This window comes from Nitrosomonas nitrosa, assembly GCF_003051105.1.
Classification (GTDB): Bacteria; Pseudomonadota; Gammaproteobacteria; order Burkholderiales; family Nitrosomonadaceae; genus Nitrosomonas; species Nitrosomonas nitrosa.
The window spans coordinates 1-25,261 of sequence record NZ_QAOO01000016.1; the positions used below are offsets into that span (position 1 = coordinate 1).

At 45.8% G+C, this 25,261-nt stretch carries 24 protein-coding genes and 4 tRNA genes; 3 read left to right on the plus strand and 25 right to left on the minus strand.

Going from position 1 to position 25,261, the window contains the following annotated elements:
• Positions 1-137: 137 nt before the first annotated feature.
• The 8 genes from C8R30_RS10015 to rpsU all read right to left on the minus strand — a co-directional run bounded on the left by C8R30_RS10015 (position 138) and on the right by rpsU (position 6,040).
• Positions 138-212 (minus strand) — tRNA-Thr (locus C8R30_RS10015).
• 41 nt (positions 213-253) lie between these two features.
• Positions 254-327 (minus strand) — tRNA-Gly (locus C8R30_RS10020).
• 102 nt (positions 328-429) lie between these two features.
• A tRNA-Tyr gene (locus C8R30_RS10025) sits at positions 430-514 on the minus strand.
• Positions 515-786: 272 nt separating this feature from the next.
• A tRNA-Ile gene (locus C8R30_RS10030) sits at positions 787-863 on the minus strand.
• A 172-nt stretch (positions 864-1,035) separates the two neighbouring features.
• A complete protein-coding gene (gene rpoD, locus C8R30_RS10035; protein ID WP_258192005.1) occupies positions 1,036-3,060 on the minus strand; it encodes an RNA polymerase sigma factor RpoD in 2,025 nt (674 codons plus the stop codon).
• 350 nt (positions 3,061-3,410) lie between these two features.
• The gene (dnaG, locus tag C8R30_RS10040) at positions 3,411-5,210 is read right to left on the minus strand and encodes a DNA primase (protein ID WP_107790056.1); all 1,800 of its coding nucleotides are present in this window, start codon (positions 5,208-5,210) and stop codon (positions 3,411-3,413) included.
• Between the two features lie 111 nt (positions 5,211-5,321).
• Positions 5,322-5,765, minus strand: a complete 444-nt coding sequence (locus C8R30_RS10045; protein WP_107790081.1) for a GatB/YqeY domain-containing protein — start codon at positions 5,763-5,765, stop codon at positions 5,322-5,324.
• 62 nt (positions 5,766-5,827) lie between these two features.
• Positions 5,828-6,040 (minus strand): 30S ribosomal protein S21, encoded by a 213-nt coding sequence (gene rpsU, locus C8R30_RS10050; protein ID WP_090670508.1) that lies wholly within the window; start codon positions 6,038-6,040, stop codon positions 5,828-5,830.
• Positions 6,041-6,176: 136 nt separating this feature from the next.
• On the opposite strand from rpsU, the gene tsaD reads away from it, so the two are divergent.
• The gene (gene tsaD, locus C8R30_RS10055; protein ID WP_090670505.1) at positions 6,177-7,196 is read left to right on the plus strand and encodes a tRNA (adenosine(37)-N6)-threonylcarbamoyltransferase complex transferase subunit TsaD; all 1,020 of its coding nucleotides are present in this window, start codon (positions 6,177-6,179) and stop codon (positions 7,194-7,196) included.
• Between the two features lie 25 nt (positions 7,197-7,221).
• On the opposite strand, the gene plsY is transcribed toward tsaD, so the two are convergent.
• A complete protein-coding gene (gene plsY / locus C8R30_RS10060; protein WP_090670502.1) occupies positions 7,222-7,830 on the minus strand; it encodes a glycerol-3-phosphate 1-O-acyltransferase PlsY in 609 nt (202 codons plus the stop codon).
• A 108-nt stretch (positions 7,831-7,938) separates the two neighbouring features.
• Between plsY and C8R30_RS10065 the strand changes: the two genes are divergently transcribed.
• The gene (locus C8R30_RS10065; RefSeq protein WP_090670499.1) at positions 7,939-8,298 is read left to right on the plus strand and encodes a dihydroneopterin aldolase; all 360 of its coding nucleotides are present in this window, start codon (positions 7,939-7,941) and stop codon (positions 8,296-8,298) included.
• A gap of 60 nt (positions 8,299-8,358) precedes the next feature.
• Here the strand turns inward: C8R30_RS10065 and queC are convergent, their stop codons facing one another.
• From queC to glmU, 15 genes are all read right to left on the minus strand, one after another.
• Positions 8,359-9,036, minus strand: a complete 678-nt coding sequence (gene queC, locus C8R30_RS10070) for a 7-cyano-7-deazaguanine synthase QueC (RefSeq protein WP_107783495.1) — start codon at positions 9,034-9,036, stop codon at positions 8,359-8,361.
• A gap of 56 nt (positions 9,037-9,092) precedes the next feature.
• The gene (gene queE, locus C8R30_RS10075) at positions 9,093-9,782 is read right to left on the minus strand and encodes a 7-carboxy-7-deazaguanine synthase QueE (protein ID WP_090670493.1); all 690 of its coding nucleotides are present in this window, start codon (positions 9,780-9,782) and stop codon (positions 9,093-9,095) included.
• A 45-nt stretch (positions 9,783-9,827) separates the two neighbouring features.
• Entirely contained in the window at positions 9,828-10,649 is an 822-nt protein-coding gene (gene ybgF / locus C8R30_RS10080) for a tol-pal system protein YbgF (RefSeq protein WP_107790057.1), read from the minus strand.
• Entirely contained in the window at positions 10,649-11,164 is a 516-nt protein-coding gene (pal, locus tag C8R30_RS10085) for a peptidoglycan-associated lipoprotein Pal (protein ID WP_090670487.1), read from the minus strand. Before pal ends, ybgF begins: the two co-directional genes overlap by 1 nt.
• 15 nt (positions 11,165-11,179) lie before the next feature.
• Positions 11,180-12,499, minus strand: a complete 1,320-nt coding sequence (tolB, locus tag C8R30_RS10090) for a Tol-Pal system beta propeller repeat protein TolB (protein ID WP_090670484.1) — start codon at positions 12,497-12,499, stop codon at positions 11,180-11,182.
• Positions 12,500-12,535: 36 nt separating this feature from the next.
• Entirely contained in the window at positions 12,536-13,435 is a 900-nt protein-coding gene (tolA, locus tag C8R30_RS10095; RefSeq protein ID WP_107783493.1) for a cell envelope integrity protein TolA, read from the minus strand.
• Between the two features lie 14 nt (positions 13,436-13,449).
• Positions 13,450-13,866 carry a protein TolR gene (gene tolR / locus C8R30_RS10100; RefSeq protein ID WP_177182340.1) on the minus strand — a complete coding sequence of 139 codons (417 nt, stop codon included), beginning with the start codon at positions 13,864-13,866 and terminating at the stop codon, positions 13,450-13,452.
• Positions 13,867-13,882: 16 nt separating this feature from the next.
• Positions 13,883-14,566, minus strand: coding sequence for a protein TolQ (tolQ, locus tag C8R30_RS10105; protein ID WP_090670478.1), 684 nt, complete (start codon positions 14,564-14,566; stop codon positions 13,883-13,885).
• A 6-nt stretch (positions 14,567-14,572) separates the two neighbouring features.
• On the minus strand, positions 14,573-15,007 hold the full coding sequence (gene ybgC / locus C8R30_RS10110; RefSeq protein WP_107783492.1) for a tol-pal system-associated acyl-CoA thioesterase: 435 nt from the start codon (positions 15,005-15,007) through the stop codon (positions 14,573-14,575).
• A gap of 22 nt (positions 15,008-15,029) precedes the next feature.
• The gene (gene ruvB, locus C8R30_RS10115; RefSeq protein ID WP_107783491.1) at positions 15,030-16,085 is read right to left on the minus strand and encodes a Holliday junction branch migration DNA helicase RuvB; all 1,056 of its coding nucleotides are present in this window, start codon (positions 16,083-16,085) and stop codon (positions 15,030-15,032) included.
• Between the two features lie 22 nt (positions 16,086-16,107).
• Positions 16,108-16,692, minus strand: a complete 585-nt coding sequence (gene ruvA, locus C8R30_RS10120; protein WP_107790058.1) for a Holliday junction branch migration protein RuvA — start codon at positions 16,690-16,692, stop codon at positions 16,108-16,110.
• Entirely contained in the window at positions 16,689-17,219 is a 531-nt protein-coding gene (gene ruvC, locus C8R30_RS10125; protein WP_258192006.1) for a crossover junction endodeoxyribonuclease RuvC, read from the minus strand. Before ruvC ends, ruvA begins: the two co-directional genes overlap by 4 nt.
• An 11-nt stretch (positions 17,220-17,230) precedes the next feature.
• Positions 17,231-17,956, minus strand: a complete 726-nt coding sequence (locus C8R30_RS10130; protein WP_090670446.1) for a YebC/PmpR family DNA-binding transcriptional regulator — start codon at positions 17,954-17,956, stop codon at positions 17,231-17,233.
• A 183-nt stretch (positions 17,957-18,139) separates the two neighbouring features.
• Positions 18,140-19,987 carry a glutamine--fructose-6-phosphate transaminase (isomerizing) gene (gene glmS / locus C8R30_RS10135; protein WP_107790059.1) on the minus strand — a complete coding sequence of 616 codons (1,848 nt, stop codon included), beginning with the start codon at positions 19,985-19,987 and terminating at the stop codon, positions 18,140-18,142.
• Between the two features lie 42 nt (positions 19,988-20,029).
• Positions 20,030-21,403, minus strand: a complete 1,374-nt coding sequence (gene glmU / locus C8R30_RS10140) for a bifunctional UDP-N-acetylglucosamine diphosphorylase/glucosamine-1-phosphate N-acetyltransferase GlmU (RefSeq protein ID WP_181258730.1) — start codon at positions 21,401-21,403, stop codon at positions 20,030-20,032.
• Positions 21,404-22,038: 635 nt separating this feature from the next.
• Between glmU and C8R30_RS10145 the strand changes: the two genes are divergently transcribed.
• The gene (locus tag C8R30_RS10145) at positions 22,039-22,452 is read left to right on the plus strand and encodes a nitrosocyanin (RefSeq protein ID WP_239654126.1); all 414 of its coding nucleotides are present in this window, start codon (positions 22,039-22,041) and stop codon (positions 22,450-22,452) included.
• Positions 22,453-22,744: 292 nt separating this feature from the next.
• On the opposite strand, the gene C8R30_RS10150 is transcribed toward C8R30_RS10145, so the two are convergent.
• Positions 22,745-25,141, minus strand: a complete 2,397-nt coding sequence (locus C8R30_RS10150) for a Lon protease family protein (protein ID WP_107783506.1) — start codon at positions 25,139-25,141, stop codon at positions 22,745-22,747.
• Positions 25,142-25,261 lie beyond the last annotated feature (120 nt).

Genomic DNA, 25,261 nt, shown 5'->3' on the forward strand with positions numbered 1-25,261 from the left:
TCGTCTTCCCATGATCAACGTGCCCAATCGTCCCTACGTTTACATGCGGCTTTGATCGCTCAAACTTACTCTTCGCCATGCTATATCCTTATCGTAAATTTACCTCAACATCAATCCATTCCAGCAATTAACAATCATGGAGCCCATGGCCAGAATTGAACTGGCGACCTCTCCCTTACCAAGGGAGTGCTCTACCACTGAGCTACATGGGCAGATAATGCTTGATCTACATTGCCTATTCATCACACAATCTTGGAGCGGGTGAAGGGAATCGAACCCTCGTCGTAAGCTTGGAAGGCTTCTGCTCTACCATTGAGCTACACCCGCAAAATCATAGAATCAAGCACATCCCAACCCCATCATCTATGATATAAACATAATTTATCGCCAACAACAATTTTACGCACCCGTGCTTTTTCATGATTTACGTGGTGGAGGGGGAAGGATTCGAACCTTCGAAGGCAGAGCCGTCAGATTTACAGTCTGATCCCTTTGACCGCTCGGGAACCCCTCCGAAACAATCGGGCATTATGAATGCTTGATACTTTAAAGTCAATAAATTGTAGAACCCGCCCGATAGCAAATTTATCAAGCAAATAAAGTAAACTTATCACTAAGAAGAAGACTCAAAAAAAAGAAAATATACTTCAAGATAAATCCACAAAAGGCGACATCTAGAGCTATTGAGATCGAGAGAGCTCTCGTTAACGTTAAAGATATAGAAAGAACAAAACATCTAAGGACACAGCAAAACACCCCCACATAACCGCTCAGGTGCTTGATTTATGGTGGGTCTGGTAGGACTTGAACCTACGACCAAGGGATTATGAGTCCCCTGCTCTAACCAACTGAGCTACAGACCCATACATTCAATCAAACTTCAATGCCACCTGCAGCACTCATCCAGGCAATATTCACTCAACACATCACTTTATTGCGACTCACACCGCAGGATAAATTCCCTGCCCAAAACACGTGATCACCTTGCGCTTTAGGAGAAGAGCAGCATTATAACTCAAATGATGATAAATAAAATCAGGAATTTCCCGTATCCAGAAAGCTTCGCAATCGATCAGAACGGGCTGGGTGACGTAATTTCCGCAGCGCCTTTGCTTCAATTTGACGAATACGCTCACGGGTAACATCGAATTGTTTCCCAACTTCCTCCAGTGTATGATCAGTGTTCATTTCAATCCCAAACCGCATACGCAAAACTTTTGCCTCGCGTGGCGTAAGTGAATCCAGCACATCCTTGGTAGCATTACGCAAACTAGCATAAACCGCCGCATCAGCTGGCGCCACAGTTGATGAATCCTCGATAAAATCACCCAGATGCGAATCCTCATCATCTCCGATCGGTGTTTCCATGGAGATGGGTTCTTTAGAAATTTTAAGTATTTTCCTAATTTTCTCTTCGGGCATTTCCATTTTCTCGGCCAGTAAAGCTGGCTCAGGCTCCTGCCCAGTTTCCTGCAAGATCTGCCGCGAAATACGATTCATTTTATTTATTGTTTCAATCATATGAACCGGAATTCTAATAGTACGCGCCTGATCAGCGATGGAACGAGTTATTGCCTGTCGTATCCACCATGTAGCGTAAGTCGAGAACTTATAACCACGCCGATATTCGAATTTATCGACAGCTTTCATCAGACCAATATTACCTTCTTGAATAAGATCCAAGAATTGAAGCCCACGATTGGTATATTTTTTCGCAATGGAAATCACCAAACGCAAATTTGCTTCTGTCATCTCACGCTTTGCACGTCGGGCCTTAGCTTCCCCCGTTGTCATGCGGCGATTGATCTCTTTTAGCTCCTTGATGGGAATTCTTGCCTGCTCTTGCAAAGACAACAATCGTTGCTGTTGCTCCATAATAGCGGGCATAAAATGCCTCAGTGATTGACTATAGACTTTGCCAGATTCGACTTCTGATTTAACCCAATCTAGATCCGTTTCATTGCCAGGGAATGTCTTAATAAAATGATTTCGCGGCATACCTGCTTTAGCAACACATAACTCCATGATTTTACGCTCGCAACCACGTATTTCACTAACAAGATCACGCTGCGTATCGCATAGTCTCTCGACCATCTTAGCCGAGAAGCGCATGGCCATGAGCTCTGAAGATATTTTCTCTTGCAGTGCCTTACACTTTTTATCATCCCGAGTGCCTTTCTTATCGATAATCTTTTGCATCTCGTTATAGGCATTTCGAATCTCAACAAAGCGCTCCAATACGTCACTCTTTAGTTTGATTAGGCTCGCACTTGCGACTGCCCCCACACCACCTTCTTCCTCCATTTCATCAGAAATAAAGTCTTGCTCAAGCGTTTCATCAGACATTTCCTCATTGAGGATTTCCTGCGTATCATCATCTAGAAAACCATCTACCAATTCATCAACACGCAACTGATCATTTTCCACCTGAGTCGCTAAATTCAGGATATCAGCGATAATCGTTGGGCACGCCGAAATAGCCTGTATCATATGTCGCAGACCATCCTCAATGCGCTTCGCTATTTCAATTTCGCTCTCACGTGTCAATAGTTCTACCGAACCCATCTCGCGCATGTACATGCGCACCGGATCCGTAGTGCGGCCAAACTCAGAATCCACGCTAGAAAGCGCCGCTTCCGCCTCTTCAACCACATCCTCATCTGTTACAGCCGTTGCCGTATCAGACATGAGCAACGCTTCCGCATCGGGCGCCTCATCATGAACCGATATTCCCATATCGTTAATCATGCTTATAACGCCTTCTATCTGCTCTGCATCCAGCATATCGTCAGGCAAGTGATCATTAATCTCTGCGTAAGTCAGGTATCCACGCTCCTTACCCTGGACGATCAGTTTCTTGAGCCGCATTTTTCTTGCTTCAATATCCAGAGGCGCAGAAGGCAAAGTTTCTTCAACAAGCTCTTCTACCTGATCAGTATTCGACGGTTTATTTTTTTTCGACGATTTCATTTTTACTGATTTAATCTTGCTTTGCTCCAACTGATTGGCAATACTTGGATTATCTGTATTCTTTTCTTCTGCTGAACGCTTTGTATTCATATTTAATTATCCCAACACCCGCTTCTGTGATAAAACCCGAAATTCCATTCCTTACCAACTTACTTTCCCACAGCTCTTGACCTTATCGCTTATAAGGTCAAGAATTAAACAATATGACAATAATCTAAAACCCGATGCATTTCCAAGTATATCAAAAATTCATAATGCATTTATTTGAGAGATCGGGGGGCATAGTCACTTTATTCTTTAATTTTTATAAGCACTTATATATCGCGCATAACTCTAAATTTGTATGATTTACCAGCAAAAAGTTCAAATGCACAAATGCAACTAATGCACTCCCCATTTATACAAAATCAAACTGACGCCACATCGCTTGATTCAATTCGCTAAGATAATGCTAGTTGTTGTAATTCTAGTTTTTCTTCCGCAGTAAGTAGCCCTAAAGGTTTACTTTGCAGCACCGCCATTCTTTGTTTACGCTGCATTTCTAGAATGCGCAACACTATGCCAGCAAATTCCGCTTCTATATCTATGCTCCCATCCCACAAGCTCATCTCACTCCCCACTTCTTCCAGCAATTTATAATTAGGATCATTACTAAAAAATGATACGATTGACGAGAATGTCATATTCTCCAGATCACTCAAGGGGTGTTTTTTAAATAAATCAACAATCTGCATCAATAGCTTCACCTCATCTTTTTGTTTGTCGCCCCCCATAAATAAGGTTTTATCCACTTTCTCAACATAGGCTGGCTTATACAAGATGAGTTGCATCAATCTTCGATAGGGGGATGCAGGCTGTGGCCGCTTGGTTTTCAAGTTGGGTTGCCGAAACGCATCTTTTCGCTTAAATTGCAGCAATCCCTCTAAATCATTTTGGTTAATCTGGGTAAGTTGAGATAGCCGCTTAAACATCATATGCGCAAGAATCGGCGCATTTATCTGGGCCAGTAGCGGCTTTGCGAGATGCGCCAAGCCAGCACGCCCCTCACTCGTTTGCAGCTCTACTCGCGCGCACAGTTCATTATAAAAAAACTCCGACAACGGCAACATTTTTTTGAACAGAATTTCAAATGACGCCCGACCAAACTTACGAATATAACTATCAGGATCTTCATTCTCGGGCAAAAATAAAAAATAGATATGCTTACCATCCTTCAATTGCCCCAAGCTATTCTCGAGTGCACGCCAAGCCGCTTTCCTTCCTGCGCCATCCCCATCAAAACAGAAAATCACTTCATCTGTTTGGCGCAATAGCTTCTGAATATGGTATGGAGTAGTCGCCGTTCCCAAGGTTGCGACTGCATAATCAAGGCCATGCTGCGCAAGCATCACCACATCCATATACCCCTCTACTACCAAAACGCGCCCCGCTTTGCGAATCGCCTTACTAGCCGCAAACAAATTATAAAGTTCACGCCCTTTTGTAAATAAAGGTGTTTCTGGAGAATTCAGATACTTAGGTTGACCAGAGCCCACTACTCTACCACCAAAACCGATGATGTTGCCCTTATGATCAAGAATTGGAAACATGATGCGGTTTCGAAAACGATCATAGCACTTTCCGTTATCGCCTATGACCACCAACCCCGTCTTCACCAAAACATTATCCACTTGATTTAATGCATAATCCGTGAATACCTCAGCAAGATTTCGTCGCTCAGCTGGCGCGTATCCGATACCGAATCGGGCGGCTATCTCCCCAGTTAATCCGCGCTCCTTCAAATACGCCACAGCGTGCTCTGCATTTTTAAGCCGCCTACAATAATATTGGGCTGCTTTTCTCATCGACTCAACCATACGCAGCATGGAGTCGTCAGCCTGATCTTGCTCATTTTCACTCTTAGCCACAGATACACGAGACTCATGCGAGTGGGCATGCATCAAATCTTGTCGCTCAGGTACCCGCAACCCCACATGAGCGGCCAACTGCTCAACTGCACTGACAAAGCTTATTCCATTATGCTCCATCAGAAAGTTAATAGCGTCACCATGCTTTCCGCAGCCAAAGCAATGAAAAAACTGCTTTACAGGACTGACCGTAAATGACGGGGTTTTTTCCTCATGGAATGGACAACAAGCACTAAAATTACTACCTACTTTCTTAAGTGGTACATAACGCCCAACAACATCAACTATATCTATGCGGTTAAGTAACTCTTGAATAAACGATTGAGTAATCATTTACCAAAATATAGCAGCAGGTTAAAAATTGGGTGGGCGGGATCAAAATCCAACAGAATCTTTTATCCCACCAAAAAATACCTAAAAAAAACAGACCTTGCTGAATAAATATCAAGCAGAAATCTTTTTCTTTACCAGCATTGACACTTGAGCCATATCTGCACGGCCCGCTAACTTGGCCTTTAACAGTGACATGATCTTTCCCATCTGCCGCTGATCAGCCCCTAACGAACCAATCACATCGTCCACAATCTTATCAACTTCGGCCTCGCCAAGCATCTCTGGCATATATGTCAGCAGCACATCCATTTCATATTTCTCGGAGTCGGCCAAATCATGCCGATTTGCAGCCTCATATTGCGTGATCGAGTCCCTACGTTGTTTAAGCATTTTCTCGATCACAGCAACAATTGCCGTATCATCCAACTCAATCCGTTCATCGACTTCGCGCTGCTTAATGGCTGCTTGCAATAGCCGAATTGTATCACGCCGCTTAGTATCACCAGCGCGCATGGCGGCCTTCATATCCTCAGTGATTCTCTGTTTCAAATTCATCATCAAGCGGTTCGATAAAACCGTCTTAAGGTTGTCTTAAGGTTTTATAATTTACTGATCAGCTAATAAAGTTTGGGTGGTAATAATTGACTGCGTAGACGTTTATAGGTACGCTTAACGGCTGCCGCAAGTTTACGCTTGCGTTCTGCAGTTGGCTTTTCATAAAACTCCCGCGCACGTAATTCAGTAAGCAAGCCAGTTTTCTCGACTGCACGTTTAAAACGACGCATAGCAACTTCAAACGGTTCGTTTTCTTTAACTTTAACAGTGGTCATAAAACAATAATCCCTTTCGGTCTCCTTCTAACGTTAATGAATTTTGCAAAAAGCTTATTAATATAACACTATTATCTTTTTTATAAAAGATTAAGTCTCTCCCCTCATAAATTACAAATCAACCTCAAAAACTAAAATGATCGTGCTCGGCATTGAGACTTCATGTGACGAAACAGGTATTGCTGTATACCACACAGAAAACGGCTTGTTAAGTCACACCTTATTCTCACAAATTGAAATACACAACGAATATGGTGGCGTTGTGCCTGAACTTGCCTCACGCGATCATATTCGCCGCACGATCCCGCTCATCAAGAAAGCTCTACAAAATGCTCATATTGATCTGCATGAAATTGACGCCATTGCATTTACTCAAGGCCCAGGATTAGCAGGTGCGCTACTAGTAGGCGCAAGTATCGCGAACGCAATGGCATTCGCACTCAAAATTCCAGTCTTGAATATTCATCATTTAGAGGGCCATCTTTTGTCCCCGCTATTATCAAAACCCGCACCCTGTTTTCCTTTCCTTGCCTTGCTTGTCTCTGGCGGCCATACACAATTGATCAAAGTCAAAGGGATAGGGCAATATACTTTGCTTGGTGAAACCGTAGATGATGCAGCAGGTGAAGCTTTCGATAAGACAGCGAAGCTACTTGGGCTTGATTATCCAGGGGGAAAAGCGCTCGCCGAGCTCGCTACAAAGGGAAGGCCTTCTTGCTTTAAGCTACCACGCCCTATGCGACATAGTGGAGATTTTAATTTTAGCTTTAGTGGATTAAAAACAGCCGTATTAACCTTGATTAAGAATCACGAAATCAATGATCAAATGCGCGCGGATATCGCCCTCGCTTTTCAAGAAGCCGCCGTAGATATCTTGACGGAAAAATCCTTGGCTGCGCTTGCCCGAACCGGTCTTACTCAACTCGTAATTGCAGGCGGCGTGGGCGCGAATATCGCTCTACGCAGTAGATTACTCCAAGAAACTTCCCGTATTGGAGCAACCGTTTTTTTTCCTGAATTTCAATTTTGCACCGACAATGGCGCAATGATTGCTTTTGCCGGAGCAATGCGCTTACTAAAACAGGATACCGTTCGTTGCCCAGAAACAATGAATTGCTTTACGGTAAAAGCCAGATGGGAGCTAGAGACACTGTAAAAACTTGCGCGGTAACATCACCCAATCAGGTTTTGCTTTTTTCGCCAATACGCGTTTCTTTACCTGCTGCCAAATTAATAATATTTGACTTATGCCGCCAAAAAAGAAGCAATGTAATAATAACAACCACAAAAACAATCAATTTAGAATCGACCAAAATATACGCATATATTGGTGCCAACAGGGCGGCAGCTAGCGCAGACAATGAAGATATGCGCCCAATCAAAGCAACGAGCCCCCAGGTAAGTATAACCAGCATTCCTAGCCATACGTCCAAACCAAACAATACGCCCGCCGATGTCGCAACGCCCTTACCCCCCTGAAAACCCAGAAAAACTGGAAATAGATGCCCCAAAAAAACGGCAAGCGCTGCCCCCGCAATTGTCTCGACACCCCATCCTAAAACAAGCGAAAAATGACTTGCAAGCGCAACAGCCACCCACCCTTTGCCTGCATCACCCAGCAAAGTCAGCACCGCTGCCGCCTTCCTGCCGCTACGCAACACATTGGTTGCTCCTGGATTTTTCGAGCCGTATGTTCTAGGGTCAGGCAATTTAAATAGCCAACTCGCTATGACTGCGAATGGAATCGAACCTAGCAAGTAAGCAAAAAAACATACCATTACGACTTCCATACCTTCTCCTAAATAGCTCCCATCTTATAAATAGACTAGAATCACTTGGGACATATACGAATATTTTCGCGCCCAAGTAACTTTTTCCATCAAATTTAATTCTTAATAATGGACATCATATTCCTCCACGACTTCAAAGCCAAAACACATATTGGCATTTATCCATGGGAAAAAAAAATTGCCCAAACGATTGAGCTTAATCTTGAAATTGCGCTCCCGACGAATCGCGCCTGCTTCACTGATAATATCTCAGATGCATTGGATTATTCTTTGATTATCGAGCGTATCAATGACGTGCTGGCTGCCCGGCATTTTGGCTTACTCGAAGCATTGGCTGAGCATATTGCTCAAATTATCCTGACTGAATTTAATTCACCATGGGTAAAAGTCAGTGTTGCCAAACTCGGTATCATTCGTGGAATTAAAAAACTGGGTGTGTGTATTGAACGTAAATCACTCACATATTAAGCTAATTTTGTCTATCCATCTGGTCACCCTGTGACAAACTGTACGCACCCCAAAATATTCTTAAGGCAAGCTATACCGCGTCGGGTCGGGTACTTTCGCAGCTAGAAAACCCGCCTTACGTAAGCGACAAGCATCACACAGCCCACATGCAGAACCCTCTTCGTCAGCTTGATAGCACGATACTGTCAAGCTGTAATCTACTCCGCGCTCCACACCTAAGCGAATAATCTCTTTCTTAGATAAATATAGCAGCGGAGCATGCAAGGTCAGTTTATTTCCCTCCCTGGCCGCCTTGGTCGCGAGATTCGACATTTTCTCAAATGCTTCAATATAATCAGGGCGACAGTCTGGATAACCAGAGTAATCTACTGCATTGACGCCAATGAATATATCATGACACTCAAGTACTTCAGCCCACGCCAATGCCAATGAAAGCATAATCGTATTACGAGCAGGCACATAAGTGACAGGAATGCCGTTTGTTAGACCTTCAGTTGGAATTGCAATCGATTTATCCGTAAGCGCAGATTTCCCCAGCACACTCAAATCGATACGTATCGATTGATGTGCTTTCACTCCCAACGATTGGCCAACTTTATGCGCTGCCACCAGTTCTGATCGATGGCGCTGACCATAATCGACACTCAGAGCATAGCATTCAAATCGTTCGCTACGAGCAATAGCCAGCACCGTCGCAGAATCCAACCCTCCCGATAACAGCACAACCGCCTTCTTCATCAAAACAAACTATCCGCAGGCGATGTCGACCAGAGAAAAATGAATCGACTTGATCATCAACGCCCAGCCACCTCTCCCCAGAGTATTTTATGAAGCTGAAGCTGTAACCTAACCGGCAAGCGATCTTTTAGTATCCAGCTGGCAAGTAAAGCAGGATCGAGCTGACCAAATGCAGGAGAAAATAATACCGGGCAAAGCTGATCTAGCTGCCGTTCATAAAAAATATCAACTGCCCAGCGATAATCCTGCTCACTGCATAATACAAATTTCAATTCATCCTGCGGTGTCAAATAATCAAGATTAGCCCATCGGTTTTTTGTGACCTCTCCCGAGTCGGGTGTCTTGATATCAACGATTTTAGATACTCGTTTATCGATTCCCGATATATCTAGCGCGCCACTTGTTTCGATTGAGACAGAGTAACCGGCATCACATAGTGATGTAAGCAACGTTAAGCAAGCCTTCTGCGCAAGTGGTTCACCACCGGTAACCGTAACATAACGGGGGGCATATTCCGAAACTTTGGCCAGCACATCCATGATCGATATATTCTCACCACCAGTAAACGCATAAGCGGTATCGCAGTAACCACATCGCAACGGACAACCTGTCAAACGAATAAATACCGTCGGCAAACCGACACGGCTCGTTTCCCCTTGCAAGGAATAAAATATCTCACTGACACGCAATGTCTCACTTTCGCGTTGCTTTAGGGAATGTTGCCGCAGGGGAAGGGGAAAATCCATACATCTTAAGAAGTGCAGCCATGGTAGCCACCCTTCGTGAAAAAATTACCTAAGATTGGCAAGCCGACTTTTGGCTTTTCCTGCCGCATCACTATTGGGATATTTTGCGATTAAATTCTCCAGCGTCTTTCTAGCCGCTGAGATCTCACCCATTTCAGATTGATTGCTTGCGATATTAAGCATCGCATCAGGCGCTTTCGAACTATTGGGGTAATTTTCAATCACTTTTTGTTGTGCATTAATAGCCGCCCCAAAATCACGTAATGCGTAATAGGCATTACCGATCCAGTACGCAGCGCCAGGCGCCAACTGAGAGTTAGGGTAGCGTTTCAGAAAATTCTCGAACTGAGTGATCGCGCCCGTATAGTCGCCTTCTCTAAACAAGTTGTAGCTTGCGTGATATGCCTCACGCTCTGCCTCGCTAGCAGGCTGAGTTGCCGCCGGAGCTCGCTGGGCTGAGGGGCTCACAACAATACCTACAGCAGCTGGAGGTAGCGTTTCATCTGGCGAAGAACTTAAACTAAGCGATGGCTCATGAGATTCAGGCTCAACTTGTCTCAAGCGACTATCCAAATCGATATAAAAATCCTTTTGCTGCTTTTTTAATAACTTATTCTCTTCGTTCAAAACTTCAATTTGCCCACGGAGCTGCCCAAGTTCTACCCTGAATGCTTCGATCTGGTTATAAAGCTCTAACAATGCCTGATTTTTGAGTATATCTTCAATACCAACAATACGCGCCTCCATAGCTTGCATTTGCTGATCCAATACTTCTATCCGCTCTCGCGCATTTGAGTCACTAAATAAACCAGCGAAACTCACATTACAACCCAGCAAAAGAATGAGCAAGGAGACGCGTAACAACATTAGTATTCCCCTTGATAAAGAATATCGGTACGGCGGTTTTCTGCCCAGGAAGATTCATCACGTCCTCTTGCACGAGGCTTTTCTTCACCCAAGCTTACCGCTTCAATCTGATGATCTCGCGCACCTGAGATAAGCATCGCATTCTTCACGCTGTCTGCACGGCGTTGTCCAAGCGCAAGATTATACTCACGGCTTCCACGTTCATCGGTATTTCCTTGCAGCAACACGCGCGCATTCGCATTGTCACGAAGATAGCGAGCGTGCGCCAATACCAGTTCTCTGTACTCGTTTTTAACGGTATAGCTGTCGAAATCGAAATAAACACTCCGTTGAGAAAGTATATTGGACGGATCTTTGAGCGGATCCATACCAAACCCTCCCGATCCCATACCATCTTGAGCGCCCATTCCTCCACCGCCAATAGCACGATCCTCTACCTCACTGGTAGGCTGTGTCGTTTTACTTGCGCACGCTGATAAAAAACAGATCATCAACACACCCAGAATCTTTTTCATTTTTCACCTTTAAAATTAGTTAACGTAGTTGCCAATTCGCTGCGATTTCAGCAAAGGACCCCATACTGGCTCTCGAATATCACCAATCTGTGATGAAAGACGCTGCTTCGTTTGTCCATCGCTTGAAACGACGGATAATATACCACGTCCGTTTATTTCGCTAGCATATAAAATCATCTTGCCGTTGGGGGCAAAACTGGGAGATTCATCGAATCTTGAATCGGTTAACAACTGCACCTGCCGTCGTGCAAAATCTTGTACTGCAATATTGAATCGACCGCCATTGCGATGAATATAGGCGAAGCTTTTTCCATCGGGGCTATGCCGTGGACTGACATTGTAGCTACCCTCAAAAGTAAGGCGCTCCGCTACCCCTGCCCGCTCCCCGGAAATTGCCATTCGATAAATTTGGGGACTTCCGCCACGATCAGAAGTAAATATAATCGAGCGGCCATCAGGCGAGAAATTCGGTTCTGTGTCGATTCCTGAGCTCTGAGCAAGTCTTTGCAAACCGCTTCCATCCGCATTCATCAAAAAGATTTGCGAACCGCCATGCATCGTCAACACAACAGCGAGTTTACTTCCATCTGGTGACCAGGCTGGAGCGCTGTTGCTCCCTTTGAAATTGGCCACCGCCTTACGTTCACGCGTTGATAGTGTTTGTACATACACGACCGGTTTTTTGTTCTCGAAGGAAACATAGGCCAGCTTGCTACCATCCGGGGACCAAGCTGGGGAAATAATCGGCTCAGTATATTCAATGACCGACTGCGCATTGAAGCCATCGGAATCCGCTACTTGCAAAGCGTACTTATTACCTTGCTTCAACACAAAAGCAATACGTGTGCTAAATACGCCAATATCCCCCGTCAGCGTCTCATAAACAATATCCGCGATTCGATGTGCGACCGCACGCAACTGCTCGACTGAAACTGTGCCCGCAAACCCAACCAATTGCGTGCGCTTTGCGACATCCATCAAACGAAAGCGCACATCAACCCGCCCATCCGGCAAAACAGTCGTATTACCTATCACCAGCGCGCTCGCGCCCCGATTCTGCCAATCCGCATAGATGATCTCTTCCGGTTCATGGGGGGTATGGCCCAATGAATCAATCATTCTGAACAAACCTGTCCGTTCCAAATCCGCCGCCACTACCGCGGTTACACTCTGAGGAAGTTTTGATTCTGCAGAAAATGGAACGATTGCAATCGGGATCCGAGTGGCTCCTCCTCCAAATATTTCAATATTCAGCGCAGCATTAAGCGACGAATACGCCATTGATAAAAACAAAAAGAATACATAACAAGTAAAACGTGATAAAAAATTCTGCATAGCAGCAACTCTCAAAAAAATTGCACCCTTAAAAAATTAAAGCATTTCACGATAATATACCGTGAGGTTGAAATCACGAAATTCTCTGAATAATGCCGGATCAGGTGGAATCGGCAGCGGCGTAGACAAAAAAACCGCTCTTTCTACCGCTTCGTCAAATGCGGAATAACCGCTTGATTTGCGTAATACGACATTCAATACCTCTCCTCCTGGCAAAAGCGTTACCCTGAACTCAACAACCGGGTTACCCGGTAGATCCGGAGGCAGGACGATACGGCTCCTGATCTTTGTCTGGATCATTGCTTTGTATTTGGCAATTTCATCCATATTCCGGCTTCTATCCGCCGCAGCCCTTTGCGCAGCGGCTTCCTGCTCACGTTGCTGTTGCTGCCGTTTGGTATCTTCTGCAGGGGGTTGTTCTTTAACTGGCTTTTCTTTTTCAATCTCAGCTTTTTTTGTTTCCTTAACCACTTCTGGTTTCGCAGTTTTCTCCTTAACCGGCTCGGGTTTAGGCGGTGGCGTCTCTTTAACAGGCTCGGGCGGTTTAACCGCTTCCTTCACAGGTTGAGGCTTGACTACTTTTTCTTTAATCTCAATCGCTGGTTTTTTAGGGGGAGGTGGCGCCTCTACCCTGATCGGCGCAGGTTTGGGTGGTGTTGTCTCTTTAACTGGCTCAGACTTTGCTTTGACTGGTGGAGGAGGTTGCCGCACCGGCTCAGGTCGCGGTGGTGTTTCTTTGACTACAGGAGCAGGCTTGATAGGCTGCGGCAAATCGCTCCATAACTCGACGACCATTGTTTCAGCAGGATCGTTTCTCCAGCTTAATCCAAACACCATGAATGCAAAGAAAATGAGATGAACGAGCAAAGCCAATACAGCCGCCCTGAATAATCCCGGCTCTGAATATGCGGTATCGCGCCAAGCGGTTACGTTCATCGTTGCTTGCTTGTTTATCTAGGTTTAGTAAGCAGGCCAACCTTGCTGACTTGCTCTTGCTGCAATATGTCCATAACGTTAATCACTTCCTCGTAACGAACGTTTTTATCTGCAGCGATAACGACAGGTTGCTCAGCATTTTGCGCTTGCTTACTTTTGATCGCAGTTATCAGCTCAGTTCGATTCATTGTCTGCTCGCTGCCCGCCCTGCTACGATCTCGTAACGTAAGACTGCCATCGGCAGCAATGATGACTTCCAGCGGCTCGGATGGGGCGGTCGAAGATTTACCAATCTGCGGCAGTTCAACTTGACCTGGATGGATCAGGGGGGCAGTAATCATGAAAATGACCAGTAATACCAACATCACATCAATGTATGGCACAACATTGATTTCATTCATTAGACGGCGTTTGCCACGACGAGTAATCATGTGTCACTACAATCCTTTATAGTTTTGCGGCACGTCGTTGCAACACATTGGACAGCTCTTCCATGAAGCTCTCATAGCGTGTCGCCAACTGGCTGGTATCGCTTGCATAACGATTATAGGCAATCACCGCCGGAATCGCTGCAAATAAACCCATTGCAGTTGCAATCAATGCTTCTGCAATCCCTGGCGCGACATGGGCAATCGTCGCCTGCGTCAAATTGGACAATTCGCGAAATGAATTCATAATGCCCCATACCGTGCCAAATAAACCGACGTAAGGGCTCACCGATCCGACAGTGGCGAGAAAAGACAAATGAGACTCCAACCTGTCCATTTCACGTTGATAAGCCGCTCGCATCGCCCCGCGGGTACTATCCATCATCGCACCGATATCCATACCTGCCTGATGTTTGGTAAACTCGCGAAAGCCCGCTTCAAAAATACGCTCCATGCTCCCCGCCATTTCGCGTGCACCCGCAGCGCGTTGATAAAGCGCATTCAGATCGACGCCTCTCCAAAAAGTATTCTCAAATTCATCACTCTGCTTGATCGCCAATCTAATCGCAAACATCTTACGAAAGATAAACCACCAAGAAAGTAATGAGGCAATCAGCAACAGCAACATCACCAGTTGCACGGGCAAGCTCGCACTACTAATGAGGTAAAAAAGTGATAAATCCTGGGTAACAGTCGTGTTCATAATAATTTATTTCTCGATTTTTTGACGAAGTGGTGCAGGTAAACGGACAGGCCTGAGGTTGTTCACGCTGACGCATACTGCATGAATAACCGCACTGACTAACATAACATGATCTCGCAAGACTTGCTGGAATAAGGTGATACGACTTCTACCCACTTCAGTTACCTGAACGGTCACATGCAGTTGATCATCCAGAACCGCTGGCTTGAAATACTCGATACTCAGCGAACGCACCATAAAAATTATTTTATGCTCTTGGATCAATGAATTAACTGGAAACCCCATTTCACGCAACCACTCGTAACGGGCGCGCTCCATAAAATTCAGATAAGTGGCATGATACACAACCCCTCCTGTATCGGTATCCTGATAATAAACACGCACCGGATAAGAGAAAATATCATTCGTTAAAGTCAACTGCCCTGGATGATCTTTACTCATTTTTATACTTTATTTCAATCATTCAATAATTTCCTTCATGTCGATCTCCCCACAAATCGTCCATTAAATTGTTTCTTGGCGGCAGGATGTTGAAATGCTGGTACGTCATCGCCGTGGCTACACGGCCTCGCGGCGTACGTTTTATAAAGCCTTGCTGAATCAAATACGGCTCTAAAACATCTTCAATGGTATCGCGCTCTTCATTGATAGCCGCTGCTAGATTATCAATGCCCACAGGCCCCCCTTCAAATTTTTCAAGTACAGCCAGCAGCAGTTTTCTATCCAACACATCCAGCCCGATCGCATCCACATCCAACATTTTCAAAGCTTCATCCGCCACAGGACGGGTTACGCATCCTTCAGCTTTGATTTCGGCAAAATCACGCACACGTCGCAATAACCGGTTCGCTATCCTCGGTGTGCCACGCGCCCGACACGCTATCTCCATCGCCCCTTCAAAAGACGCTTTCACATTCAGCAGCCCTGCAGAACGGAGCACGATTTTACTTAATTCATCGGCAGTATAAAACTCCAGGCGCGACACAATACCGAAACGATCTCTGAGCGGATTCGTTAACATCCCTGCACGCGTGGTCGCACCGACCAAGGTGAAAGGCGGCAAATCGATCTTGACCGAACGCGCGGCGGGACCTTCACCTATCATGATATCAAGCTGATAATCTTCCAAGGCAGGATAGAGAATTTCTTCTACGACGGGTGAAAGCCGATGGATTTCATCGATAAACAAAACATCGTTAGGTTCGAGATTGGTCAATAAAGCGGCCAGGTCACCTGGTCTCTCAAGTACCGGCCCGGATGTTTGACGCAAACTTACGCCCATTTCTCGGGCAATAATATGCGCCAACGTCGTTTTACCCAAACCCGGGGGGCCGAACAACAACACATGATCCAAGGCTTCCTTGCGACGCCGCGCAGCTTCTATAAAGATTTGCAATTGCCCACGGATTTTTTCCTGCCCGATATATTCTTCAAATTGTTTGGGGCGTAACGCGTGTTCTAATACTTCTTCTTGCGCAGAAAACGGTGTGGCCGTCACAACCCGATCCATCTCTATCATTTTTGCGATCCTGAAAAATAGGCTATTTTTCTTTCGAAAGCAGTTTTAATGCCTGCTTGATACCGTCTGACACCGAAATATTTCTGGGTAATTGCTTGACTGCCCAGTCCGCTTCCCGATCATTATAGCCGAGCGAGCGCAAGGCATTGAGGACATCTGTTTCGCTTCCAGTTGAAAAGGTTGTTACCACAGGATGATCAGCATCAACATCCAGCTTATCTCGCAACTCCAACAACAATCTTTCAGCCGTTTTTTTGCCGATACCTGGAATTTTTGTCAAACGAACGGCATCCTGGGTCGCAACGACATGATGCAAATCGGCTACACTCAACCCCGATAAAAGCGCCAAAGCAGTTCTGGCACCAATACCCGATATTTTGGTTAGCTGGCGAAAAACTGACCGTTCTGCTTCAGTCCCGAATCCAAACAATAAATGAGCGTCATCCCTGACGATAAAGTGGGTATGAAGGGTAATCGTTTCTCCAACCACAGGCAGATAATAGAAAGTGCTCATCGGGACATCGATTTCATAACCAATACCTTGTACATCGACCAGCACCAGGGGTGGGCGTTTTTCAAGTAGAATGCCTGTTATTCTTCCGATCACACGCCTCTTCCATGTTTAATATGCTGATACAAGTTTGCGAACGCACCCAATCCACCATGCGCGTGGCAAATTGCGCAAGCGAGTGCATCAGACGCATCCATACCGGGCTTCCCTTCCAACCTTAGCAACCTTATTACCATCTCTTGCACTTGCTCTTTTCTGGCGTGACCGTTACCCACCACTGCTTGCTTAATCTGTAACGCGGTATATTCAGACACTTCGAGATCATTGAGTACAGCAGCACAGACTGCCGCCCCACGTGCCTGCCCGAGTAATAGCGTTGATTTTGGGTTGATGTTGACAAAGACTTGCTCTATCGCGACATGATGTGGCGTATGTTGTGAAATGATGCGATTCAAACCGTCTAGAATCTGCTTTAAGCGGGGCGGCAACTTACTGTCGGCTGAAGTTTTGATACGACCGCTACTTACATAAATTATTTGGTTACCGATCTTGTCGATTATCCCAAATCCGGTAACTTGCAATCCCGGATCGATCCCAAGGATACGAATTTTCTCAGCGTCCAAACAGGTTCAAACTACCCTTCCATGACTGCATTGGTGTAAACCTCCTGCACGTCATCAATATTCTCAAGCGCATCTAATAATTTTTGCATTTTGACAGTCTCTTCCCCAGCCAATAATGTCTCAGTCAACGGTTTCATTGTGACCTCAGCAAGTTCCGCCTTGAACCCCGCTTTCTCCAACGCCTCTTTTACCGTAACAAATTCGTAAGGCGCCGTAATCACTTCGATACTGCCGTCTTCATTGCTGATGATATCTTCTGCACCCGCCTCCAACGCGATTTCCATGATGCGCTCCTCATCCGTCCCAGGGGCAAACAGCAATTGACCACAGTGCTTGAATAAAAACGCAACAGAGCCATCCGTACCCAAGTTACCGCCATATTTGGTAAAAGCATGCCTTACATCGGCAACAGTCCGGGTCCGGTTATCAGTCATACAATCGACCATGATCGCCGCCCCGGCAATCCCGTAGCCTTCGTAGCGCACTTCCTCATAGCTCACGCCCTCGAGCTCGCCGCAGCCTCGCTTGATCGCGCGCTCAATATTATCCTTCGGCATATTGTGTTCATATGCTTTGTCGATAGCGAGCCGCAACCGAGGATTGCTTCCAGGATCAGCACCGCCCAATCTAGCCGCAATCGTGATTTCTTTTATCAATCGCGTGAAAATCTTGCCACGTTTAGCATCTTGTGCAGCCTTCTTATGCTTTATATTAGCCCACTTACTATGACCTGCCATTGCTTTCCTTTGCTATTGAAAAGAATAGAATGCTATCACCGTGCACCCTCTGAATAAAGTAGCCTCGCATCATTCATAGGGGCATACTGAATGAAGCTCACATGAAACTTCGTTAATTGAGTAAGAAATGAAGGTTAGCAAACGCCAAGGTGGCTTAAGAAAATCGGGTATCTCATTGGTCAATTATTCGACAGTTACCGCCTTGGCCAAATTTCTCGGTTTATCGACATCGGTGCCTTTTTGTAACGCCACGTGATACGCCAACAGCTGTAATGGAATGGTATGCAGGATAGGACTGAGCATACCCGCATGCTCGGCCAATCGAATAATGTGCACGCCTTCGCTTTCCTGGATATGAGAATCGGCATCAGCAAAAACATAAAGCTCACCCCCGCGTGCGCGGACTTCCTGCAAATTAGATTTGAGTTTTTCCAGTAATGCATCATTAGGCGCAATCGCAATCACAGGCATCTCATTGTCTACCAAGGCAAGCGGGCCATGCTTAAGTTCACCCGCGGCGTAAGCCTCTGCATGGATATAGGAAATCTCCTTGAGTTTAAGCGCACCCTCCAGCGCGATAGGGTAATGTACCCCACGCCCCAGAAACAAGGCATGCCGCTTTTGGAAGAAATGCCCTGCCCACGCCATTACCTGCGATTCTATTTGCAGGGCAAGTTTGATAGCAGTGGGTAGATGCCGTAAAGCTGCAATCATTTTTTGTTCGACTTCATCCGTAAACTTATGGCGAAGCTTGGCAAGCGTGATGGTCAATAGCATCAAAGATGCCAACTGGGTAGTGAATGCCTTGGTAGAAGCCACGCCTATCTCAGGGCCTGCGCGGGTAAGAAAGCGCAGATTGGTTTGTCTTATCAAGGCGCTCTCCGGGACATTACAAATTGCCAGACTATATTGATGTCCTAAAGACTTAGCATAATTGATTGCAGCCAGTGTATCGGCTGTTTCCCCTGATTGAGAGATGCCCACGACCAGCGTATTGGGGTCGGCAATCGGCATACGATAGCGATACTCGCTCGCGATTTCCACACTGCACGGCAATCCTGCCATAGCCTCCAACCAGTACTTGGCGACCAACCCCGCGTGATAGCTTGTACCACAAGCCAGTATCAAAATGCCTCGCGTCTGCCTAAAAACTTCCTCAGCTTCGCTACCGAACAATTGTGGAGTAATTGAGTGGGCGTTAAGCACCATCTCCAAGGTATTCGCAACTGCGATAGGCTGCTCGAATATTTCCTTTTGCATGAAATGCGCGTAGGGACCCAGCTCAACGGCATCACGGGTCAAATTACTTTCTTGCACAACACGCGACACTTCCTTACCCAAGGGGTTTTCTAGACAATTGAATATACGATAATTATCTCGATACAATTCTGCGACATCCCCTTCTTCCAGATAAATCATGCGGCGTGTCACCTGCACCAATGCGGAAGCATCCGAGGCGACATAATTACCGTCGGCGCCCAGTCCGAGCAACAAAGGCGCGCCATTTCGCGCAACGACGATATGCTCTGGCCGGCTTTCTTCAACGACGGCAATTGCATACGCACCACGTAATTCCGCAATTGACAAGCAAACGGCTTCAAGCAAGTCATGCGTCGTCCTGAGATGGCATGAGATCAGGTGCGCGATGACTTCTGTATCCGTATCGGAGAAAAATTCGAATCCTTCCGCTTGCAAACGCTGGCGGATGGCCTCATGGTTCTCAATAATGCCATTATGGACAACAGCGATTTTTCTTTCATCTCCTGATAAGTGAGGGTGTGCATTGCGTTCGCAAGGCGCACCATGCGTCGCCCAGCGGGTGTGTGCAATTCCAGCGAGTCCTTGTGTTTTTTGCGCATCCACAAGTTTTCCTAATTCAGCCACGCGTGCCGTTGTTCGTAATCTAGCCAAGCTTCCATTTGCGACAACAAGTCCGGCAGAATCGTAACCGCGGTATTCAAGCTTGGATAATCCTTCCAGTAAAACCGGCACGATATCGTGTTTAGCAATAGCACCCACTATTCCGCACATAAACTCTCCTTCATACTACCTTTAGTGAATAACACAGATAGATTATATTTTGCTTTTTTGCGGTCGTTTCCAACCGGGAACACTCACTTGTTTTGAACGGGAGAGTGTCAATTGATCTTCAGGCGTATCTCGTGTAATCGTTGAACCCGCCCCAATCGTAGAACCTTTTGCTATCTTTACCGGTGCAACCAACTGAGTATCAGAACCCACGAACACTTCATCTTCAATGATAGTCTTGTGCTTGCAAGCCCCATCGTAATTGCAAGTAATCGTACCGGCACCAATATTAACCTTTTTACCGATCACCGTATCACCAATATAACTCAGATGATTTGCTTTACTTCCCATGCCGATCTCACTATTTTTCACTTCAACAAAATTACCTACATGAACAGCATCGTGGAGCCGTGTACCCGGGCGGATACGCGCATATGGCCCCACATGGCAATCTTGCCCAATCACTGCATTTTCCAACAGGCTAAATGAAAAAATTGACGTTCCTGATGCGATAGTCACATTACGCAAGATACAGTGCGCGCCAATTTTAACATTGTCCCCAAGCTGCACCACCCCCTCAAAAATACAATCGATATCTATTTCCACATCGCTGCCGCAAACAAGCTCCCCGCGCACATCGATACGCTCCGGATCCGCAAGCGTTACACCCTGATCAAGTAGAGCATTTGCACAATCACGCTGATAAATGCGTTCGAGCTCTGCTAAATTTGCTTTGCTATTGACACCCAATGTCTCCCAGCCATACAGGGGGTGGCAAGCATCAACCTGAATACCTGCTTCAACAGCCAAACCGATAATATCCGTAAGATAGTATTCTCCTTGTGAATTATTATTGTTTAACTTAGGGAGAGCATCACGTAAAAAAACATTGGGTAACACCATCATACCCGTATTGATTTCTTGGATTGCACGCTGAGATGCACTCGCATCCTTTTCTTCGACGATTGCCTGAATCTTACCCGTTTGTTGATTACGGACGATTCTTCCATAGCCAAAAGGAGCCGCCAACTCAACCGTCAATAAGACCACGTTACTTTCAGTCGCCATAGCCATCATCTTATTTAGGGTATCCGCTTTGATTAACGGCACATCTCCCAATAACACGAGTGTCACGCCGGTTTGGTCCAACCAAGGTAATGTCTGTAACAAAGCATGTCCAGTGCCGAGTTGAACTTCCTGCTTTATCCAAGTAATTTGATTGTCATCGATCGCGTTGAGTACCGCTTCTCCACCATGCCCGTAGACTACACATAGCTTACTGGGCAAGAGCGCTTTTGCGGTATCCAGCACATGTGCCAATAATGGTTTCCCGGCAATCGCATGCAAGACTTTAGGCCGTGATGATCGCATCCTTTTACCCATTCCTGCTGCCAAAACGACTACATTCAGCTGAGACATGGTTCACTACCCCTTTTATAACCTAATAATTATCTGTGGATTTACGTTGCTTGAAGCCGATTCCTAGAATGAACAAGCAACGTTATGTGATCATCAGCGCATGGAAAGCACTTCAGTTGCAAGTGATCAATTTTGCGTTTTAGCCAACGCCTTCTTCTATTGATATTGATTTCCAACAACGCTCAACACACTTATCAAAGGGCGCCTCTATCCTCTCTATCTGATGACCGAATTCATAGCACGATATTACTTTACTCCGATCAACCATGTCGATTGTGAAATTTAATACAAGGAACAACGGTATCCAATCCTAGAAATTGAGCAAAATATCACAAAGCGTAGAAAATTATTCCGCTCATTATCCTCGATGTCGTTTGTCATAAAAATCAAGGCGTAGCATCATGAGTTTTATTGACATCTACTGCCTTCCCATCTAAAGTATCGGGCTGGAATCAAAAAAGTAAAATCATATAAAATATTACAATCAATACTAATAACAAGTCTGGGTTTCAAGGACTGGCTGTTAAAAAACAGAAAACCGAGAAATCTTACGACAAATTGTAATAATTCCCAGGTACCATCTGAAAAGGTGAGTACTTTTTCACTAAAATAGCAACTAACGTAGAGGAAAATCGATGATGAAAATAACCAAAGCATTATGTGCAAGTGCCGTTCTTGCATTACTGGTAGCAGGTAATGTACAAGCTGAAGAAAAAGCTTTTAAAGTTGTTGTCAATGCCTATGACACAAACATTCCAGAACTCAATATTGAAGGCGTTACCGTAAAAAACATTCGTGCTTTTAATGTTCTTAATGAACCTGAAACGATTGCAGTCCACAAAGGTGCAAAAGTTAAAATCACCGTCGAAAATAAATCACCTATCAGCGAAGGTTTTTCCATTGATGAGTATGGTATTCAAGAAGTAATCAAAGCAGGAGAAACCAAAACCATCTCTTTTGTTGCTGACAAAGCAGGTGCGTTCACCATTTGGTGCCAACTCCACCCCAAAAATATCCACTTGCCAGGCACGCTGAATGTTATTGAGTAATGAGTTTGTTAGTGCCTGTTGAGGATTAGTAGCAACAGGCTATAGCATCTCACTTGCTGTCTCTCTTATGGCCGGTTAAACCCGGCCATATTTTTTTAGTAGCTCGCTCCCAATCCACTACGCCCTCTCTCACTTCATAGATTGCCGTAATTTTTAACCTAAAATAGCGGACTATTAACTAACCCGTCATATCTCCATCGCAAAAATTAAATTGAAATTGCAAACCGGCCTTGCGCAATCTCAACCACAGCTCAATTTTTAGGCTTTGTCGGTATATTTGAACCATCACACCCTAATTTTTTCCTCCCTGCTGCAATGACTTGCTAATCTTTGTGAGCTCTGTCAATTGCGTCGCCACCAGATAATTAACGCTACCTTCCGGATATTGGTCATTTGCGTCTACCTCTCCTGCGGGTAAACCGGTCAGCAGCGCAATAGCCTGATCGACATTCTCAACAGCATAAATACGGAAGTTGCCGGCGGCTACGGCTTCGACCACATTTTTGCGCAACATCAGGTGTTGTACATTAGCCGCAGGAATCAATACCCCCTGAGTGCCCGTCATTCCTCGTGCCGCACAGATATCGAAAAAACCTTCGATCTTCTCGTTCACCGCACCAATGGCCTGTACCTGACCAAACTGATTGACTGAGCCCGTAATCGCCAATGACTGGTTGATGGGCACCATCGCCAAATTAGAAAGTAACGCACACAACTCCGCCAATGATGCGCTATCCCCTTCGATCATACCGTAGGTCTGTTCAAACGCAAGGCTAGCTGACAAGGCAAGTGGCTGATTCCTTGCATAACGTGCAGCCAGAAAAGCAGACAGAATCAGAACCCCCTTGGAATGAATCGCCCCCGAGAGCTTGACCTCGCGCTCAACATTAATCAAATCTCCCTTACCAAAGCGAGTCGTGGCGGTAATCCTGGTCGGTTGAGCAAATGCAAATCCACCCAACTCGATTACCGACAGGCCATTGACTTGCCCCGTCACGCCGCCCTGGGTATCAATCATCAATGTACCCCGCATGATCGCTTCGTATAGCCGATCTCTGATCCGATCTTGCCGGCGTACCTGCGCATCGATCGCTTGCTGGACATCATTGGCCCGCACGACATCCTGGCCCGCCTCACGCGCCCAATAATCAGCCTCGCGCAACAAATCAGCAATGCTCCGCATATGCATCGATAGCTTTTCCGAATCACCTACCAGGCGTGCACTATGTTCAATAACTCTGGCAACAGCATATCGATCATAAGGTAACAATCCTTCCTTCCGCGACAGGGTAGAAATCAGCTGCGCATAGAGAAGATGAGATTCCGCATTGCGTTCGATCGTCTCTTCAAAATCGGCAGCTACCTTGAACAGCTCACTGAATTCTGGATCATACGCTTGCAACAAGTAATAAAATAGACGATCACCGAATAGCACCACTTTGACATCGAGGGGGATTGCTTCAGGCTCAAGTGAGACGGTGCTGACAAGGCTATAAATCTGCCCAAGTGATTCGATATGGATCTTGCTCGATTGTAGCGCCCGTTTTAAACCCTCCCAGGCGAAAGGTTGTAGCAACACTTTCCGCACATCGAGCAGCAAGTAGCCACCATTCGCCCGATGTAACGCGCCTGGTTTGATCAACATGAAATTCGTGACCAGCGCACCTAATTGAGCAATATGCTCAACCCGCCCAATCAGGTTGCTATAAGTTGGATTGTCTTCACTGACAATGGGCGCACCGGTTTTTTTATGGTTTGAAGTCAACACATTAATCTGGTAATTACTAAACGTTTGATGAGTAACCACTGTCATACCAGATACGTTTACCGATTCATCGGGTTTACGGAAATCGTCTACGTGCGCAACCATATCCTGCTGTACCGCATCGAAATAATCGAGCACATCCGGCAGGCTGGCATAAATGACGCGTAACTCGTTGAGCAGATGTTCGACCGTCGACAACATGATATCGCGACCGACTTGCTTGATTCGCTCGCTTCGTTCTCGCCTTCGTTGCGGCAGGTGGCTGAGCATTTTTTCCAAGTGGGCTTGTAATTCAGTAATCGCAGCCTCTATTCGCTCCTTTTCCGACTGAGGAAGTTTGTCGTATTCTTCAGGCGGAATCACTTCACGGTTACGACTCGGTGCCAGTGCAAATCCCTCTGGCGTTCGCAGTAAAACAATCTCCTTTTTCTCGGCTTCCTCACCCAATTGCCTAATGTCGCGCTCCTGCAACTCGTTATACTCTTGTTGAATTGCGTTTACTCTGTCTCGATATTCCTCACTCTCAAACAGTGCAGGAATAGCACTGCGCAAATAATCAACCACGCGTTCCATCTGCGTCCGCAGTTCCTCGCCTTTGCCGGCGGGAAGCCTGAGCATCTTTGGTTTATGCGGTTGAGTAAAATTATTGATGTAACACCAATCTGCTGATTCCGGCTCCTTACTCGCTTTCTCTTCAAGGAACTGTCGCACCAGACTGTGCTTACCCATGCCAGGTGAACCAAGCACGAATAAATTGTAGCCTTCATGACGAATACCGGAACCAAAACGTACCGCATCCATGGCGCGTGCCTGGCCAATAATCTCATCCAGATCTGTAAGTTCTGCCGTCGTCTGAAAAGTGAACTGTTCAGGGTTACAGGATTGATACAACCGTTGTGGCTCTAAAGGGGAAATTATTGTCATTTTTTGGAAAAAATTAGATAAAAAAATAATGTCGCTCCGAAATGCTACGCTGCCAACCAAACAATGCTGTTAGAAAATCTCAATAGAACAGCCTACTTTTAAGTGGATGATTAAAATTTA